This is a genomic window from Longispora fulva (assembly GCF_015751905.1).
In the GTDB taxonomy this organism is placed as follows: Bacteria; Actinomycetota; Actinomycetes; order Mycobacteriales; family Micromonosporaceae; genus Longispora; species Longispora fulva.
The window spans coordinates 5,914,605-5,931,267 of sequence record NZ_JADOUF010000001.1; the positions used below are offsets into that span (position 1 = coordinate 5,914,605).

Annotated in this window: 19 protein-coding genes; 8 read left to right on the forward strand and 11 right to left on the reverse strand. The window is 71.4% G+C overall.

Annotation, left to right across the window (positions count from 1 at the left end; all coding sequences use genetic code 11):
- Positions 1 to 14: 14 nt before the first annotated feature.
- The 5 genes from IW245_RS26720 to IW245_RS26740 all read left to right on the forward strand — a co-directional run bounded on the left by IW245_RS26720 (position 15) and on the right by IW245_RS26740 (position 3,935).
- Positions 15 to 2,603: an FtsK/SpoIIIE domain-containing protein gene (locus IW245_RS26720; RefSeq protein ID WP_233472940.1), complete on the forward strand. Its 2,589-nt coding sequence runs from the start codon at positions 15 to 17 to the stop codon at positions 2,601 to 2,603.
- Positions 2,600 to 3,226, forward strand: a complete 627-nt coding sequence (locus tag IW245_RS26725; RefSeq protein ID WP_197005914.1) for a hypothetical protein — start codon at positions 2,600 to 2,602, stop codon at positions 3,224 to 3,226. Before IW245_RS26720 ends, IW245_RS26725 begins: the two co-directional genes overlap by 4 nt.
- 7 nt (positions 3,227 to 3,233) lie before the next feature.
- Positions 3,234 to 3,494, forward strand: coding sequence for a hypothetical protein (locus IW245_RS26730; RefSeq protein ID WP_197005915.1), 261 nt, complete (start codon positions 3,234 to 3,236; stop codon positions 3,492 to 3,494).
- Positions 3,495 to 3,576: 82 nt separating this feature from the next.
- The gene (locus IW245_RS26735; protein WP_197005916.1) at positions 3,577 to 3,735 is read left to right on the forward strand and encodes a hypothetical protein; all 159 of its coding nucleotides are present in this window, start codon (positions 3,577 to 3,579) and stop codon (positions 3,733 to 3,735) included.
- A 41-nt stretch (positions 3,736 to 3,776) separates the two neighbouring features.
- The gene (locus tag IW245_RS26740) at positions 3,777 to 3,935 is read left to right on the forward strand and encodes a hypothetical protein (RefSeq protein WP_197005917.1); all 159 of its coding nucleotides are present in this window, start codon (positions 3,777 to 3,779) and stop codon (positions 3,933 to 3,935) included.
- Positions 3,936 to 3,976: 41 nt separating this feature from the next.
- Here the strand turns inward: IW245_RS26740 and folE are convergent, their stop codons facing one another.
- The 8 genes from folE to IW245_RS26780 form a co-directional block, all read right to left on the reverse strand.
- Positions 3,977 to 4,606: a GTP cyclohydrolase I FolE gene (gene folE, locus IW245_RS26745; protein WP_231400272.1), complete on the reverse strand. Its 630-nt coding sequence runs from the start codon at positions 4,604 to 4,606 to the stop codon at positions 3,977 to 3,979.
- A gap of 173 nt (positions 4,607 to 4,779) precedes the next feature.
- Complete coding sequence (ftsH, locus tag IW245_RS26750) at positions 4,780 to 6,777, reverse strand: ATP-dependent zinc metalloprotease FtsH (protein ID WP_197005918.1); 1,998 nt, start codon at positions 6,775 to 6,777, stop codon at positions 4,780 to 4,782.
- Positions 6,778 to 6,919: 142 nt separating this feature from the next.
- The gene (locus IW245_RS26755; protein WP_197005919.1) at positions 6,920 to 8,233 is read right to left on the reverse strand and encodes a DUF11 domain-containing protein; all 1,314 of its coding nucleotides are present in this window, start codon (positions 8,231 to 8,233) and stop codon (positions 6,920 to 6,922) included.
- Positions 8,234 to 8,348: 115 nt separating this feature from the next.
- The gene (gene hpt, locus IW245_RS26760; RefSeq protein WP_197005920.1) at positions 8,349 to 8,900 is read right to left on the reverse strand and encodes a hypoxanthine phosphoribosyltransferase; all 552 of its coding nucleotides are present in this window, start codon (positions 8,898 to 8,900) and stop codon (positions 8,349 to 8,351) included.
- 26 nt (positions 8,901 to 8,926) lie between these two features.
- Positions 8,927 to 9,865, reverse strand: a complete 939-nt coding sequence (gene tilS, locus IW245_RS26765) for a tRNA lysidine(34) synthetase TilS (RefSeq protein ID WP_197005921.1) — start codon at positions 9,863 to 9,865, stop codon at positions 8,927 to 8,929.
- A complete protein-coding gene (locus IW245_RS26770; protein WP_197005922.1) occupies positions 9,862 to 10,881 on the reverse strand; it encodes an Rv3626c family coenzyme F420 biosynthesis-associated protein in 1,020 nt (339 codons plus the stop codon). Before IW245_RS26770 ends, tilS begins: the two co-directional genes overlap by 4 nt.
- A gap of 4 nt (positions 10,882 to 10,885) precedes the next feature.
- Complete coding sequence (locus tag IW245_RS26775) at positions 10,886 to 11,383, reverse strand: phosphoribosyltransferase (RefSeq protein ID WP_197005923.1); 498 nt, start codon at positions 11,381 to 11,383, stop codon at positions 10,886 to 10,888.
- On the reverse strand, positions 11,380 to 12,618 hold the full coding sequence (locus IW245_RS26780; RefSeq protein WP_197005924.1) for a D-alanyl-D-alanine carboxypeptidase/D-alanyl-D-alanine-endopeptidase: 1,239 nt from the start codon (positions 12,616 to 12,618) through the stop codon (positions 11,380 to 11,382). Before IW245_RS26780 ends, IW245_RS26775 begins: the two co-directional genes overlap by 4 nt.
- 340 nt (positions 12,619 to 12,958) lie before the next feature.
- Here IW245_RS26780 and IW245_RS26785 point away from each other — a divergent pair, with 340 nt between their 5' ends.
- Complete coding sequence (locus IW245_RS26785) at positions 12,959 to 13,489, forward strand: inorganic diphosphatase (protein WP_197005925.1); 531 nt, start codon at positions 12,959 to 12,961, stop codon at positions 13,487 to 13,489.
- A gap of 54 nt (positions 13,490 to 13,543) precedes the next feature.
- Complete coding sequence (locus IW245_RS26790) at positions 13,544 to 14,350, forward strand: LURP-one-related family protein (RefSeq protein WP_197005926.1); 807 nt, start codon at positions 13,544 to 13,546, stop codon at positions 14,348 to 14,350.
- A 160-nt stretch (positions 14,351 to 14,510) separates the two neighbouring features.
- Here IW245_RS26790 and IW245_RS26795 read toward each other — a convergent pair whose 3' ends face one another.
- From IW245_RS26795 to IW245_RS26805, 3 genes are read right to left on the reverse strand one after another with little or no spacing between them, the layout of a single operon-like run.
- Entirely contained in the window at positions 14,511 to 15,209 is a 699-nt protein-coding gene (locus IW245_RS26795; protein WP_197005927.1) for a hypothetical protein, read from the reverse strand.
- Positions 15,202 to 15,462, reverse strand: a complete 261-nt coding sequence (locus tag IW245_RS26800) for a hypothetical protein (protein WP_197005928.1) — start codon at positions 15,460 to 15,462, stop codon at positions 15,202 to 15,204. The genes IW245_RS26795 and IW245_RS26800 overlap by 8 nt, the downstream gene beginning before the upstream one ends.
- Positions 15,459 to 15,761 carry a YbaB/EbfC family nucleoid-associated protein gene (locus tag IW245_RS26805; RefSeq protein ID WP_197005929.1) on the reverse strand — a complete coding sequence of 101 codons (303 nt, stop codon included), beginning with the start codon at positions 15,759 to 15,761 and terminating at the stop codon, positions 15,459 to 15,461. The genes IW245_RS26800 and IW245_RS26805 overlap by 4 nt, the downstream gene beginning before the upstream one ends.
- Positions 15,762 to 15,841: 80 nt before the next feature.
- Between IW245_RS26805 and IW245_RS26810 the strand changes: the two genes are divergently transcribed.
- Positions 15,842 to 16,636 (forward strand): hypothetical protein, encoded by a 795-nt coding sequence (locus tag IW245_RS26810; protein ID WP_197005930.1) that lies wholly within the window; start codon positions 15,842 to 15,844, stop codon positions 16,634 to 16,636.
- Positions 16,637 to 16,663: the final 27 nt, after the last annotated feature.

Consider the following 16,663-nt stretch of genomic DNA (forward strand, 5'->3'; position numbering starts at 1 on the left):
GGTAGCGTTCGCGGGTGGGAATCGGCAGGCTGAGGTTCGGGGTCGAGCAGGCTGTCACTCTGCACAGGCAAGCGTCCGGCCTGGTCGCCGCCGTGCGCCGCGCCCTGGAGATGCCGACGGAGACCGGCTACTCCGCCGAGTCCACGGCCGAGCAGCGCGCGATCGTCGCGCACCTGACCCGCACCGCCGCAGAGCTGGCCCCAGGCTGGCTGAGCAGCCCACTGACGCCCGAAACCCCCGGAAGCACCGAAGCCCCCGGAGGCAACAGGGGCAACGGAATCGCGGGGAGCATCGGAGCCGCAGACCAGGCCACGCCGATCACACTCCCAGCCCTGGTCCGGATCGGCGAAGCCCGCCCCCTCCCCGACGCCGCCTTCCCCCTCCTGATCCCCACCCTCGGCAAGGGCCACCTCGTCATCGACGCCGACGCCCGCGACCCCCGGGTCACGGCCCTGATCCGCACGGTCCTCCTCCGGCTGCTGGCCACGATGCCGCCCCGCGAGCTGCGGGTCCTGATCGCCGACAGCGCGACCGTCGGCGCGGCGACCGCCCCGTTCCGCCCGTTGTTCGAGGCCGGCGCCCTGCCGGCTCCGGTCACCGACCGCGACGGTCTCAAGCATGTCCTGGACGAGGCCGAGCGGCAGGTGAAGGCGGGGCACAAGGAGCTGCCGTACCTTCTGGTGGTCGTGGCCGTGGCCCCCGAGCTGCTGGAGCCGGCCGACGCGGCCCGGATCGCGGCCCTCGCGCACGCCGGTCCCGCCGCGCGGCTGCACCTTCTGGTGACGGCGCACGCCGGGAAGCCGCTGCCGAACAGCACCCAGCTCACCCTGCGTAAGGATCATGCGCTTCTGGTCAGTCCGGGCGGGGAGACGTCCACGATTCCGGTGCATCTCGATCCGGCCCCGCCAACGAGTGTGATCACCGAGGTGGCGGAGCGGCTCGCGGTCGAGGCGGCGCTGGCCGGGCGGACCGAGCTGGCGAGCCTGTTGCCGGCCCAGCGCTGGGCGGAGTCGAGCCGGGCCGGGTTGAACGCGACGATCGGCCGGTCGGGCATGGCCGAGCAGACCCTGAGTTTCGACGACGCGACCCCGCACTGGCTGGTGGGCGGCCGCTCCGGTGCCGGTAAGACGGCGTTCCTGGTGAACGTGCTCTATGGCCTGGCGACCCGGTACGCGCCGGAGGAGCTGATCCTCTACCTGCTCGACTTCAAGGAAGGCGTGAGCTTCACGGAGTTCACGCCGACCGAGCGCGACCCGTCCTGGATCCCGCACGCGCGTGCCGTGGGCATCGAGTCCGACCGGGAGTACGGCGTCGCGGTCCTCAGGGAGCTCGACGCGGCGATGTCCCAGCGGGCGACGCTCCTGAAGCGGGCCGGTGTCACCAAGATCGGGGAGCTGCCGGAGACCATCGCCCGGGTGGTGTGCGTGATCGACGAGTTCCAGGTGCTGTTCGCCGGGAACGACAAGCTGGCCCGCGACGCCGTGGACCTGTTGGAGTCGCTCGCCAGGAAGGGCCGGTCGTACGGGATCCACCTCGTGCTCGCCAGCCAGACCGTGAGCGGGGTCGAGGCGCTGTACACGAAACGGGAGTCGATCTTCGGGCAGTTCGCCGCGCGCGTGGCCCTGCCTGGCGGGGCCGGGGTGCTCGATCCGCTGAACAACGCCGCGACGGCGCTCCGACTGGGCGAGGCGGTGGTGAACACGTCCGCTGGCGCGCCCGGCCACGACACGGTCGTGCGTTTCCCCAACCCGCACGCCGAGGTCGAGACCCTGGCCGAGCTGCGGCACACCCTCTGGCAGGCCCGCCCCGCCGGGTCGGAACCCCCGAGCGTCTTCGAGGGGTACGCGGAGCAGCACATCACCAACGACCCGGTCTTCGGCATCCCGGTGCACCGCCGGCGCGCGGAGGTGATCGTGGGCCGCAATGTGGACGTGTCGGGTTCGACGGCCTCGTTCCCGCTGGACGCGAGCCCTGGTCGGCACATCGCCGTCCTCGGGCCGAGCGAGGTCGGCGCGGACATCCTGCACGCCGCGGTGGCGGGGCTGGCCCGGCAGCACGGCCCCGGCGACGTGCGGTTCCTGCTGGTCCCGCTGGTCGCGGCGGCCGATCCGGTGTGCGACGACGTCGTGGTGGACCTCGACCGGCTCGGGCACAGCTACGAGATCCTCGACGGGTACCGGCTGCGGAACGTGCTCGCCGAGATCGCCGACCCGGCGACGGACGGCGCGCAGAAGCCCACCTACCTCGTGCTCTTCGGCGCGGACGCCGCCAGCGGCCTGCTCGAGCAGCGTGACCCGGAGCGCCGCCGCTCTGGCATCGACGACCTGCGCACGGTGCTGCGGACCGGCCCGGCGCGCGGCGTGCACGTGCTCGGCTGGTGGCGCGGGCTGCGCCGGTTCGGCGAGGACGTCGGCGGCTCGTCGGCCCGGGAGGACGTGGCCTGCCTGGTCACGCTGAACGTGCCGGGGGCGGAGGTGGCGATGATGTTGGGTCAGTCGCAGCTGGACTGGCAGTACCGGCCGAACCGGGCGCTGCTCATCGACCGGCACACCGACCGGATCGCCACGATCGTGCCCTACGTCCGCCCGGGGAGGTACGCATGACGTGGCGCGAGTACGCCACCCTCGCCGGCCAGCTGGAGGCGCACCGCGGGGTGCAGGCCGCCAGGGCCGTCGGCCACGTGAACGCGCGCACCGCGCTGGGCGCCGAACTGACCTCGCTGGAGGAGTTGCTCGCCGGCCAGCAGGAGCGCCTCTCCGAGCTGTACGACAGGTTCGATCTGTCCGAGCCGGTACTCTCCGCGCAGCAGCCCCCGCAGGTCACCGACCTGGCCGAGGCGCTCCGCCGGGCCCGGGACGCGGCCGAGCGGTCGTCGAGCCAGCTCACGGCGGTGGAGTCGGCGGCGCGGCGTTCGCCGTACCTGCCGCACTGGTCGACGAACCTGCGCAACGCGCTGGTCTACGGCAGCACCTCGGCGGTCGCGTTCTTCGTCAACGTCGCGGCATTCCTGGCCACCTCGGGCGTGGGCCGGCTGCTCGTGACGGTGCTGTTCATCGCCCTGCCGTTCCTCGCGTACGGCGTCGGCAGTTCCCTGATCGGCGTCCTCTTCAAGCCGGTGCTGGGCGCGAAGCCCCCGAAGACCCGTCCACTGGGGCTGGCGATCTGCCTGGCCCCGATCCTGCCGCTGTGTGCCCTGTGGGGCATCTCGTGGACCGTAGGAGGCTGACCGCGCCATGGCCAACATCGAACAGATCAAAGTGATCATCACTGCGGCGACCCGGGACACCGAGGACATCGTCACCGAGGTGCACGGGTTGTGCGACCGCCTCGACGAGGCGATGGTCCGGTTGCGCACGGCGGCCTCCGGCAGCTCGCACCCGAAGGCCGACGAGGCGATCCGCTTCCTCCAGCAGGCCCGCGACCGCCTCGACGAGGCCGGCACCCTGGCCAGGGGTGCGGTCGACGCGGCCGGGGTTTACCGCGCGCTGATCTAGCACACACGGCTGTGTGCCGGCATGTGTGCCTACATGTTCGACACTCCCTTTCGACAGCGACCCCCGTCGAAAGGTTGTTCCCATGAGTATCGTGCGCAAGTCCTTTGCCGTCGCCGCGATCGTCGCCGCCCTCCTGGTGGGCGGGGCGGCGGCGGTCGCCGCCGGCCAGCACTCCTCGGTCACGGCCCAGCAGGAGTGCGGCAACCAGCCGCAGTACCCCTACACCTGCAAGGTCGTCTGACCCCACTCCAGCTCGCCGGACCCTGTGAGAGGACCCATCAGATGAGTACCAGCATCATGTCGTTCGTTCGTGTCGGCCTCGCCGCGGTGGCGGTCGTCGCGGCCCTCGCCATCGGTGGGGCGGCGGCGGCCAGCCACCACACCACGGTCACGGCCGAGGGCCAGTGCCAGCACGCCTTCCCGACCTGCAAGCCCAACTAGGCACCACGCGTCGAGCACCCGGTCACACCGTGGCCGGGTGCCTACCTGTGCAGGTTGAGGAGGCTCATCGCCTCGCTGCGGGAACGCGCGTCGGTCTTGAACCGCCCGCGCACCGCCGACGTGACGGTCCGCGACCCGGGCTTGCGGATCCCGCGCATCGCCATGCACAGGTGCTCGCACTCCACGACCACGATCACGCCGCGCGGCTCGAGCTGACGCTCCAGGGTGTCGGCGATCTGCGCGGTCAGCCGCTCCTGCACCTGTGGCCGGCGCGCGTACGCCTCCACCAGGCGGGCCAGCTTGGACAGGCCGGTGATCCGGCCGTGCATTCCCGGGATGTACCCGACGTGCGCCACCCCGTGGAACGGCAGTAGGTGGTGCTCGCACATCGAGGCCACCTCGATGTCGCGGACCAGCACCATCTCGTCGTGGTTGGCGTCGAACGCCGTGGTGAGGGTCTGGGCCGGGTCGACCCGCAGCCCGGCGAACATCTCCGCGTACGCGTGCGCGACCCGGGACGGGGTCTTGCGCAGGCCGTCGCGGTCCGGGTCCTCCCCGATGGCGATCAGGATCTCGCGCACCGCTGCGGCGATCCGCGCGACGTCGACGACGTCACCGACCGGGCGGCCGGCGATCCCGCCGTCGACGAGCCGGGCGGCGAGGTAGTCCAGCTTGTCGATGTCGACGAGATCCGGTTCCGTCGAACTACCGGAGACGACCGCGCCGACCGCGGCGTCTCCCGCCGGAGCGGTGTCCGGGGCGGAGAAGCCGACTGCCGGCCCCGTGCCCTCGGCGGATGCCGAGGGCTGCGAGCCGGCAGTCGACCTGGACGCCTGGTCCCCGCTCAGCGGGACTCCTCGACCGCCGTGGGGGCGATCACGATGGCCGGCTCGGCCACGGGCTCGTCCTTGGACGGGACGGACACCGGGGGCTTGTCGGACGGGGTGCGCTTGCCGAAGCCGTTGAACGGGGCCATCGGCGGGCGCTTGACGACCCGGGCACAGATCCGGGCCATGTCCTGGGTGGTGAGGGTTTCCTTCTCCATCAGCTCCAGGACCATGTTGTCGAGCACGTCCCGGTACTCGGCGAGGATCTCCCACGCCTCGTCGTGGGCGAGCTCGATCAGGCCCCGGATCTCCGCGTCGATGTCGGCGGCGACCGAGTCGGAGTAGTCCCGGGTGTGGCCCATCGTGCGGCCGAGGAACGGCTCGTCGCCGGAGGTGCCGTACTTGACGGCGCCCAGCTTCGAGCTCATCCCGAACTCGGTGACCATCGACCGCGCGAGCGCGGTGGCCTTCTCGATGTCGTTGCCGGCCCCGGTGGTGGGCTCGTGGTAGACGAGCTCCTCGGCGGCGCGGCCACCCAGCGCGTACGCCAGGGTGTCGATCATCTCGGACCGGGTCTGGGTGTACTTGTCCTCGACCGGCAGGATCAGCGTGTGGCCCAGCGAGCGGCCACGCGGCAGGATCGTCAGCTTGTGCACCGGAGCTGTGTTCGGCAGGGCCCAGGCGACCAGGGCGTGTCCACCCTCGTGGTACGCCGTGACCAGCTTCTCCTTGTCGCTCATCACCCGGCCGCGGCGCTCGGGGCCGGCGACCACGCGGTCGATCGACTCCTCGAGCTCGGCGTCGCTGATCGCCTTCTTGCTCACCCGGGCGGTCAGCAGGGCCGCCTCGTTGATCACGTTGGCGAGGTCGGCACCGGTGAAGCCCGGCGTGCGCCGCGCGATGGTGTCGAGGTCCACGTCCGGCGTGAACGGCTTGCCCTTGGCGTGCACCCGCAGGATGGCGCGGCGGCCCTCCATGTCGGGGCGGTCCACGGCGATCTGCCGGTCGAACCGGCCGGGACGCAGCAGGGCCGGGTCGAGGATGTCGGGCCGGTTGGTGGCGGCGATCAGGATCACGCCGCCCTTGGCGTCGAAGCCGTCCATCTCGACGAGGAGTTGGTTGAGCGTCTGCTCCCGCTCGTCGTGCCCGCCGCCGAGGCCAGCGCCACGGTGCCGGCCCACGGCGTCGATCTCGTCGACGAAGACGATCGCTGGGGCGTTCTGCTTGGCCTGCTCGAACAGGTCACGGACCCGGGAGGCGCCGACACCGACGAACATCTCCACGAAGTCCGAACCGGAGATCGTGTAGAACGGCACGGACGCCTCGCCGGCCACGGCACGGGCCAGCAGGGTCTTGCCGGTTCCGGGCGGCCCGTACAACAGGACGCCCTTCGGGATCTTGGCGCCGAGAGCCTGGTACTTCGCAGGGTTCTGCAGGAAGTCCTTGATCTCGTGCAGCTCCTCGACGGCCTCGTCGGCCCCGGCCACGTCCGCGAAGGTGGTCTTCGGCGTGTCCTTGGAGATCAACTTGGCCTTGGACTTGCCGAAGTTCAGGACCCGCGAACCGCCGCCCTGCATCTGGCTCATGAAGAACAGGAGCAGCAGCACGACGAGCGCCAGGGGGAGCAGGCTGAGCAGGATGCTGCCGAGCGTGCTGTCCTGGGCGACATCCGTGTTGAACTGCTCGATCTTCTTCTCGGCGGCCAGCGCGTTGAGCCGGTCGTAGAGGTCCTTCGAGACGTTTCCACCAGCCGGGTACTGAGACTGGACCTTCGTGGTCTTGTCGACCTTGTCGAAGGACGTCGGCGTCTTCAGCTCGAACTGGAGCGTCTGCTCCTTGTCCTGGATCAGGACCTTCTTGATGTTGGTCCCGTCGGCAAGAAGCGCGGAAGCCTCCGACGACTTGATCTTCTTGTAGTCACCACTACTGGAGAAGATGCCCGTCAGCAGGATCGCGCCCAGAACCACGAGGATGACCCAGAACCAGGTTCTTTTGAAGATTCGAGTTCTATCCATGCTTATACGAGCGCAGTGCGCTCGGACCTCCCGATCCTCGGACCAGCCATCCCCGCACCAGACACGAAGGTGCGCTCCCGGACCTCACTCCGGATATTTGACGGTACACCGTGCCAGCCATCAACACGGAGTGGCTAGCCGGCTAGTGTGTGATCGCGGTCACTCTGACATTGTCCCCCAGGTCGGGATCCAGGGTCGGGGAAGCCACGCTCGCCGCGCTGGGCACCCGGTCGCCCGAGGTCCCACCGGCCTCCGGTCGCAGCGTCACAACCCGCTGGACGCTGGTCCCCGGCGGCACGTCGCCGAGCTCACACGTGAGCAGTTGGCCGGCGAACGTGCAGCCAGGCATGGCTTCCGGCGCCCCGAGCGCCGTGGGCACCGTGTCGCGGAGGACGACGGCGGCCGCGGTGGACGGCCCCTGGTTCGACACCGTCAGGGTGTACCGCCAGGCGTCGGTCACGTCCAGCTCGTTCGTGATCTTCAGGTTCGCCGCTGGCGTAATCCGCAACGCCGGTGAGCGCCCCGTGGCGGTCCGCGTCAGACTGGGCAGATAGTCCGGAGCGTACAAAACGGTCGCGGTGCTGCGGAGGTTGTCCCCACCGGCGGCGACCTCGGCGCGAACGCTCAGGGTCGCGGTGGTGGTGGCCCCGGCGGCGAGGGTGCCGATCGGTACCCAGATCTGGCCGTAGATCCGTTCGCCGGAGTTGTCGAGCACCGTGGTGTGGTCGGGAATGGACGCGATCAGCCAGACATTCGTCGCGTTCGTGACCGGGCTGGCCGAGACCGTGTAGGTATAGACGATCCGGGCGCCCGGCACGACCGGGTCGCCGGCCAGCGGCAGCCGCTCCGCCTCGGCACTGACGCCGACGGAGACCTGGGGCAGGGCGACGGCCACCGCGGCGAACACCGCGCCCACCCAGCCGGTGCCGTTCCCGGAGACGGTCAGGCGGTCGCCTCCGGTGACCTCCAGCGGATCACCCGGGGTCACCGACCGGCCGTTGACGGTGCCGACCAGCGCGCCCGGTCCGGCGGCCTGGTCGTAGCCGATCCAGCCGATCTGGGCGCGGCCGGCGCGCAGCGGCAGCTCGGCGGTCGGGGACAGCCCGTCGGCCACGGTGACGGCGCGCAGCGGTTCGCCGGGCGAGGCGTGCACGACGAGGAGGGTCCAGCGGGCGGCGGCGACCCGGTACGCGCCGGGGCCGGCCTGCCGGACGAGGGCCGTGACGTCGGCTGTGCCCTGGAACCCGCCCGGGTAGTCGGCCAGCTCGCCGGCCACGGAGGTGTCGGGACGGCCGGGTGCGCCGACGTCGACCAGGGCGTCATCGCGGGGCGACCACCAGTACAGCCGGGCGTAGCGCACGGTCGCGCCCGAGGAAAGGGCGAGGGGCTGGGTGGCGGAGGCGGTGGCCAGGCCGCCCTCGACGGTGGTGGAGTACCGGAGCGCGACAGCACCCACCGGCTCCGCCGACGCCGGGGCGGCGCCACACGACAGCAGAAGTAGACAGAATACGAAAGAGTGCGTTTTCAGCATGCCTACCCCCAAGCTTGAGGTAGGTCATACATTAGGGGATCTAGCGGGAATAAACCTCAGGTTTGAGAACCCCGACAAACGGGAGCTCCCGGTACCGCTCGGCGTAGTCCAGCCCGTACCCGACGACGAACTCGTTCGGGATGTCGAAGCCGACGTACTTCACCGGCACGTCCACCTTCACGGCGTCCGGCTTGCGGAGGAACGCCACGACCTCGATGGACGCCGCGCCCCGGCTGGCCAGGTAGCGCAGCAGCCACGACAGGGTCAGGCCCGAGTCGACGATGTCCTCGCACACGATCACGTGCTTGTCCGCGATGTCGCGGTCGAGGTCCTTGAGGATCCGGACCACCCCGGAGGAGGTGGCGGCCTGGCCGTAGGAGGAGACGGCCATGAACTCCAGTTCGGTCGGAAGCGGGAACGCGCGGGCGAAGTCGGCCATGAACATGACCGCGCCCTTCAGCACGCCGACGAGAAGCACGCCGTCCCGGTCCGCGTAGTCGGCAGCGACCTGCTCGGCCAGCTCCTTCGTGCGCTCTTTGATCTGTTCCTCGGAGACGATGATGCGTTCGATATCGTCGGCGTACCAGCCCATGTGGTTAGCCTGCCCGATGACCGGGGTCACTCCCCCACCGGGGGTGCCACGATCCGGCCGGCCCGCCGCGCGACCGGCACCCCGCCCGGCAGCTGGGTGGGGCCCTGGCCCCGCCACGCCGTGACCAGGGCGTCAAGGGCGTCGAGGTGGCCCTTGGTCAGCGCGCCGCCCGGTACGCCCAGCGACAGCGCCCAGCGGCGCAGCACCCGGCTGCGCAGCGCCGGCCCGAGCGCCGCCAGTTCGGCGACGGCCAGCGAGGTGCCGAGCGGAAAGCGATCGGCTTGCGCGTCGAGCTCGGCGCAGTCGGCCGCCACCAGTGCGGCCGTGTTCGCCAGGTTCGCCACGACCTTCTCGCCGAGGGTGTCGACCAGCTCGCGGACCCGGGACCGGGCGAACCGCGCGTCGGTGTTGTGCGGGTCCTCCCACGGCTCCAGGTCCAGCCCGGCGCAGCCGGCCCGGACCACGGAACGGGGCAGGTCGAGCAGCGGGCGGACGTACACGCCGCGTCGGGCCGGCATGCCGGAGATGCCGCGCGGGCCGGAGCCCCGGGCCAGCGCGAGCAGCACCGTCTCGGCCTGGTCGTCGCGGGTGTGGCCGAGGAGGACTGCGGTCGCCCCGGTCTCGTCGGCGACCCGGGACAACGCCCCGTAGCGGGCCGTGCGGGCGGCGTCCTCGGGGCCGGCGCCGGGGCGGACGGTGACGGTCTCGACCCGCACCACGTCGAACCGCGAAGCGGCCCAGGCCGCCAGGGCCGCGGCCCGGGAGCCGGAGCCCTCCTGAAGCTGGTGGTCGACCGTGACCAGGCCGATCCGGTGCCCGGCGCGCTGCCCGACGAACGCGAGCGCCCCGGCCAGGGCCAGCGAGTCGGCCCCGCCGGAACAGGCGACCCAGACCAGCCCATCATCCGGAAGGGCCCGCCGCACCGCCACCCGGACGGCCGCCACGGCCGGCGGCGGACCCGTCACGAGACCCGGGCGACCCACGCCGCGGGATCGGACAGCTCCTCGACGTGCGGCAGCGTCTCCGGCGAGGTGAACACCTTGTTGAAGCCGGCCATGCCGACCTGCCCGACGACGGCCGCCACGAACTGCCGGCCCTCCTCGTACTGCCGCATCTTCACGTCCACGCCCAGCAGCCGGCGGATGAACTTCTCCATCGGGTTCCCCCCGGCGCGGCGCTGGGTGAACTTCGCGCGAATGTTCTCCACACTGGGCACGACCTGCGGGCCAACGCCGTCCATCACGAACTCGGCGTGCCCCTCCAGCAGGGTCATCAGCGCCGTGAGCCGGGCGACGACGACCTTCTGCGCGGGACTCTGGATGACGTCGAGGATGCTCGACTTCTCGTCCGACAGCGCCTGGAACGCCCGCCGGGCCCGCTCGGAGAACGCCTCGCCGTCGAGCTTGGAGGCGTCGGCGTAGGCGTGGATCTCGGCGAGGAAGTGGTCGCGCAGCCACGGCACGGCCGTGAACTGGGTCCGGTGGGTCACCTCGTGCAGGCACACCCACAGCCGGAAGTCGCGCGGGTCCACGTCGAGCTTCTGCTGCACCTCGGAGATGTTCGGCGCGACGAGCAGCAGCTCGCCGGGGGCGCCGGAGAACACCTCGTACTGCCCGAGGACCTTCGTCGACAGGTACGCCAGCACCGTGCCGGCCTGCGCGCCCGTCACCTTCGCGCCGATCGCGCCGGCCAGGAAGCCGGGCTGCTGGTCGGTGAGCCGGGGCGCGAGGGTGCCGAACAGGTTCTTCAGGCCCTCGATGTTCACCGCCGCCCAGTCGGCCCGGTCGACCACCTTCACCGGCGGCAGATCCGCCGGCGGGAACAGCCCGGTGTACTCCGCGACGTGCGTCGCCGCCTCGTCGGTCAACCTGCGCAGCTCGGAGACCGTCTCCGCCGCCACCGCGTACGTCACCTTGGGCCCGGAACCGCCGAGTGTCGCTGCGGTCGAGGCGGCCAGCTCCCAGTCCACGAACTGCGTCATGGGACTAACGTAGCTCTTCCCAGCGGATCAGGGCCCGGACGCCGAGTTCGGGATACTCCTCGTAGGCGGTGACCGCCGCGACGCCCAGCCAGGTGGCGCCGGCCCCCTCGACGAGGGTGCGGGCGGCGCGGGCCTGGGTGCCCGTCTCGACCAGGTCGTCGACGAGGAGCACCCGATCGGTCGGGGTCAGGGCCTCGGGGTCCAGCGCCAGCACCTCGTACTCGCTGATCCGGGCGGTGTTCAGAGCTGACACCACCTCGGCCGGGGCCTTGCGGAGCGCCAGGAAGCCGAGGCCGAGGTGGGCGGCGACCAACGGGCCGAGCAGGTAGCCGGAGGACTGGTTGCCGGCGACGACCGTGGGCCGGCCCTCGTGCAGGGCTGCCAGGGCCGGGCCGAGGGCCGACAGGATCTCCGGATCACGCCACAGGGCGCGCAGGTGCAGGAAGCCGTCGCCGACGAAGACGGCCCGCTCCTTCAGTACCCGTCGAATCGCTTCGGTCACAGCTTCGCCAGCTGGCCGGCTGCCTTGTCGATCGCCGGCCGCGCGTCGGCGAAGCTCGGCGAGGCGTCCGCCATCACGACGAACACCACGGCCCGGCCACTCTTCGTGGTGATCACCCCGGCCAGCGCGTCCACCCCGGTCAGCGTCCCGGTCTTCGCCCGCACGACCCCGGTGCCGTCCGCCGTCGGCGGGTAGCGCGGGTCGAGCCCGCCGGAGAACCCGGCGACTGGCAGGCCGGTGAACAGGTAGCGCAGCTCCGGGTGGTCCGGCTTGGCGGCGCGGACGAACAGGCCGCCGAGGTAGCTGGCCGGCACCTGGTTCTTCGGGGACATCCCGGAGCCGTCGACCTGCCCCGTCGGCGGCGTGAGCCCCAACCCGGCCACCGCTTCCTGAACGCCCTCCATGGCGCCCTCGAAGGAGGCCTGCTTGCCCCTGCCGAGCGCCGCCTGCCGGGCCAGGGCCTCGGCGAGCACGTTGTCGCTGCGCAGCAACGCGAACTCCACGAGCCGGCCGATGGTCGGGGACAGCACCTTGCCGTACTCCCGCGCGCCCACGTCAGCCTTGCCGGCCACGACGCTCACCTTGTCGGTGCTGAGCAGCTTGGCGAACGCCGACCCTGCGCTGGCCGCCGGGTCGGGCTGGCGCTTGGCGCCCTCGCCGGCCGGGTCCTTCGGGTCGACCCGGCCGCCGTCGACGGCCAGGGGCACGACGGTGTTGACCCAGCTGCCGATGTCGGCTGGCGCCCAGCCAGGGCCGGTCCCGGCCCCGGTGAACAGGGAGCTGTCCACGATCACCTTGGTCACGGCCTGCCCGGCCAGGGCGGTCTTCACCTGGGTGGCGAGGTCGGAGAGCTTGCCGGCGCCCGGGTAGGCCCCCGCGCCGTCGACGGACAGGGTCACGTCGCCGCCGCCGATGATCACGACCTCGCCCGGGTTGGGGCCGGCGACGACCTTCGTCTCGATCCGGTACTCCGAGCCCCGGGCCACCAGCGCCGCCGCCGCCGTGGACAGCTTGATCGTGGAGGCCGGGGTGGCCAGGGTGTCGCCGCTCTTGTCGTAGAGCCGGTCGCCGGTCTCCAGGTCGAGCACGACGGAGGAGACCTTGGGGCCGAGCCGGGAGTCGGCGAGGGCCGGGCCGAGCGCCTTCGCGACGGAGTCGGCGGTCAGCGGCTGCCCGCTCCGGGTCGCGCCCTCGAGCACCGGCACCGGCTGCTTCTCGTCAGCGAGGCCCGGCATGAACGCGACGGCGGGCTTCTGCGTCCACGGGCGCAGGGCGGTCGCCGCACCCCCGCCAGCGCTAACCAGAAGAACTATGACAAACGCGGCAATCCACTTAACCTTGCCGGATTTTTGTTCCACTGTGGGCGGGTTTGCCGGAAGCACGGCCGCGACGGACTGTGATGAGCCGTACACTGTCCCCGTCGAGGGGCGTGCATCGTAGCGCCCTCCGGTCACGGGTGGCTCCGAGCCCGCCGCTTGTGTGCTATGCCTCCCCATGAGCCCCCACTTTCTCCGTACGCCCAGCCTTACACGAGACTAGATTGGATAATCAGTGATGCGCGACAAGGGAGATGGCGTGGAGTTCGAGGTAACGATCGAAATCCCCAAGGGTCACCGGAACAAGTACGAAGTTGACCACGCCACCGGTCGCATCCGCCTCGACCGTACCTTGTTCACGTCGACGCAGTACCCGGCCGACTACGGCTTCATCGAGGGTACGTTGGGCGAGGACGGCGACCCGCTGGACGCGCTGGTGCTACTGCCCGAACCGACGTTCCCCGGCTGCCTGATCCGCTGCCGCGCCATCGGCATGTTCCGCATGACCGATGAGAAGGGCGGCGACGACAAGGTCCTGTGCGTGCCGGCCAACGACCCGCGCCAGGAGCACCTCCGCGACATCAACCACCTGCCGGTCTTCGACAAGCTCGAGATCCAGCACTTCTTCGAGGTCTACAAGGACCTCGAGCCCGGCAAGAGCGTCGAGGGCGCCAGCTGGGTCGGCCGCGTCGAGGCCGAGGCCGAGGTCGAGGCGTCCCGCAAGCGGCTCGCCGACTCCGGCGGCCACGAGGTCCCGGTCGCCCCGAACGCGACCCCGCTCGACCACTAGGCACCCGGTCAACGGCCCGTCTCATACTTGAGGCGGGCCGTTACCCTTGCCGGCATGACTACCCCAACCCCTCCCGGCTGGTACCCAGATCCGTCCGGCACGGCTGCCCAGCGTTGGTGGGACGGCCAGAAGTGGACCGAGCACACCCAGGGCGCGAAGCCCGTGGACTGGGAGTTGTCCGTCGACGGGGCGCACAACCCCGCCCGGATCGCGCAGCAGGTCCAGCAGGGTGCCGGCGTCGCGCCCACCCAGCAGGGCGGCGGCTCGCTGTTCACCGAGCCCGTGCTCGTCGTGAACCAGAAGACGAAGCTGATCGAGGTCAACAACGAGTACTCGGTGTTCGACCAGCAGGGCCGCCAGCTCGGCACCGTGGTTCAGGTCGGCCAGAGCACCCTGAAGAAGGTCGTCCGCTTCCTCGGCAGCTACGACCAGTTCTTCACCCACAAGCTCGAGGTCCGCGACAACGCCGGAACCGTGCAGCTCCTGCTCACCCGCCCGGCGAAGGTCATGAAGTCCCGGGTGATCGTGCAGCGCGGCGACGGCCAGCAGATCGGCGAGATCGTCCAGCAGAACATGATCGGCAAGATCCGGTTCGCCCTGATGTACAACGGGCAGCAGATCGGCGAGATCCGCGCGGAGAACTGGCGCGCGTGGAACTTCTCGATCGTCGACCACACCGGCCAGGAGATCGCCCGGATCACCAAGACCTGGGAGGGCCTGCTGCGCACCGCCTTCACCACGGCCGACAACTATGTCGTGCAGATCCACCGGCCGCTCCAGGATCCGCTGCTCAGCATGGTGGTGGCGTCGGCGCTGACCGTGGACACCGCCCTGAAGCAGGACGAGCGAGGCCTGGGCTAAAACCCATTCTTCGGGTACGCCGCGTTCCCGACCCGGTTTCCGTCGGTCGTCGGGGCGTGCCAGCGGTGCGGGGTGCCCTGCCCCGGCCCCCGCACCTCTTCCCGCCCGGCCGGAGGCGTGGCGGTCTATCCAGCGCGTGGCCGCACCCGCCGGCTCGGCGTCAGGCGTTCACCGTGAAGCCACGGCCCGGGTCCGACGGCGGGGCGGCTGGAACGTAGCTGGCCTCTTCCAGTCGGCCGGCCCAGCCCGCCGGGTCGAACGCGGTCACCGCACCGAGCACTCGGGCCCCCAGGTCGGCGGCGGCCAGGAGCACCTCGGGTCCCGCGTAGGCCCCGGCCACGGCCGTGCGGACGGCGACGGCCTCCGCCGACCCGAGCGCCGCGGCCAGGGCGTCGGCCATGTCCGACCGCACCGCGTACATCCAGTCGCTGACCTGCGCCGCGTACTCCGCCGTCGCCTCCGCGCGCGCGATCACGGTCTCCTGGTGCGCGCGCAGCCCCGTCCAATGCGCCCCGAACCGCGTCGCGGCCGGCCCGGTCCACTCCAGCACGGCCTCGGGCAGCGGCCCGGGCACCGGCGGCGGGGTCAGGGGCGGCCGGAGCGCCGCGGCGAACTCCAGTGCCCCGCCGGGCAGGACCCGCCACCGGGCGATCAGCGCCAGCACCGGGTGACCGGCGGGAGCGCCGCCCTCGTCGAGCAGCCGGTCGACCCGGCCGAGCAGGTCCCGCCCGGACGGGAGGAGCCGGTCCAAAGCCGCCGACTGCCGCCGGTCCACCCGGTGCCGCCCGGTCGCCGGACTCCGTCCGCCGTGCCGCACCCGCCCCGCCGAGGCCGACGACGCCCGGGTGAGGTCAGCCATCGAGGGTGTCCGTGGTCGCGTAGCGGTCGGCGGCCGTTCGCAGGTCATGGGCCGTCGCCGCGAGCCGGGCACGCTGGGCGGCCTCCTCGGCGGCCCGGGCGGTCAGGGCCGCCGTCCACTGGGCGTGCACGGCCCGACCGAGTTCCCCCAGGCCGCCCTGCGCCCCGCCGCCGAAGTCCTCCGGGCCATGGGCCCCGTGCTCCGGGCCCTGGGCTCCGGGGGTGATGGCGGCGGCGAACTGTTCGGGGGTCATCGGGGCACCAGGGGCGGATAGTCCCCCAACTCCTTCGCGCGAACCTTCTCCCGGGCCCAGGTGGCGGCCTCGCGCGCCGAGCGCAGGGTCTCCAGGATGTCGGCGCGGCTGTGCCCGTCGACCGTCACGGCCCGGATCTCGCCGTCCGCCGCGACCGTGACCTCGACGTTCCCGTCGGGCGAGCGCACGATCACCTCGACGGCGCGGACCGCGCGCTCGTACGCCACCTGGCGGGCCTCGATGCGCTCGTAGCGCGCGACGGCCTCGTCGGTCCAGGCCGGGTCGTACTCGGGGGGCATCGATCGTCCCTTTTGGATGGTGAACGTTTGCCATCGGAGATTACCTATCAATGATCTCCTTGGGAAGGGAAGATGGAGACATGTCCGCCTGGGACAGCGAGTTCGCACCACCCCGCCTGGCCGCGTTCGGCGAGGCGGTGCGGGCGGCATTCCATCTCGGACCGCTCGCCATCGGCACGAAGGGTGACGCAAACCATACGTATGGTTATCACCGTTCCCGCAGCTGGATCATGATCGACGGGGACGGCGACGACGACTACTCCGTCCAGGTGCCGCTCGACCAGGGCGGCGACGGCAACTGGATCTCCGCGATCGACATCAGTCTCGACAGTGAGCGGATGGCCGCCGTGACCGGCAGGCTGCTCGAGGCCGTCCGCGCGGGAGACCCCCGGCTGGCCGCCGTGCGCGAGTTCTACGGCACGGTCGACGGCCGGACGGTGGTCGGCTGGGACACCGCGTACCACCGGGCGGTCACCGCCGACGACAGCCACCTGTGGCATGTGCACCTCAGCTTCTACCGGTCCCGGGCGGACTCCGATCACGCGGACGTGCTCGCCGTCCTGACCGCCGAGGGAGGATCCATGGACGACTATGGCCCGTACGGAAAGCCCGCCGTCGTCGGCGACCGCACACTGGCGGTGATGATGGCCGACCTGTGGTATCAGGAACTGGCCGACAGCAGCCCGTTCATCCCCGGCCGTCCCAGCCGGCGCACCGAGCGGCTGGCCCGGATCGAGGCGAGCCTCGCAGAGATCCGCCGCGACCTCGCCCGGATCAGCGCCGGGAACGTGGACGTGCAGGCGCTCGCCGAGGCGCTCAAACCGTTCATCGGGGCCGCGGTGGCCGCCGAGCTGGCCAGACGCCTCCAGGAGTAGGCCACAACTTCTCCACAAGCAGGTACT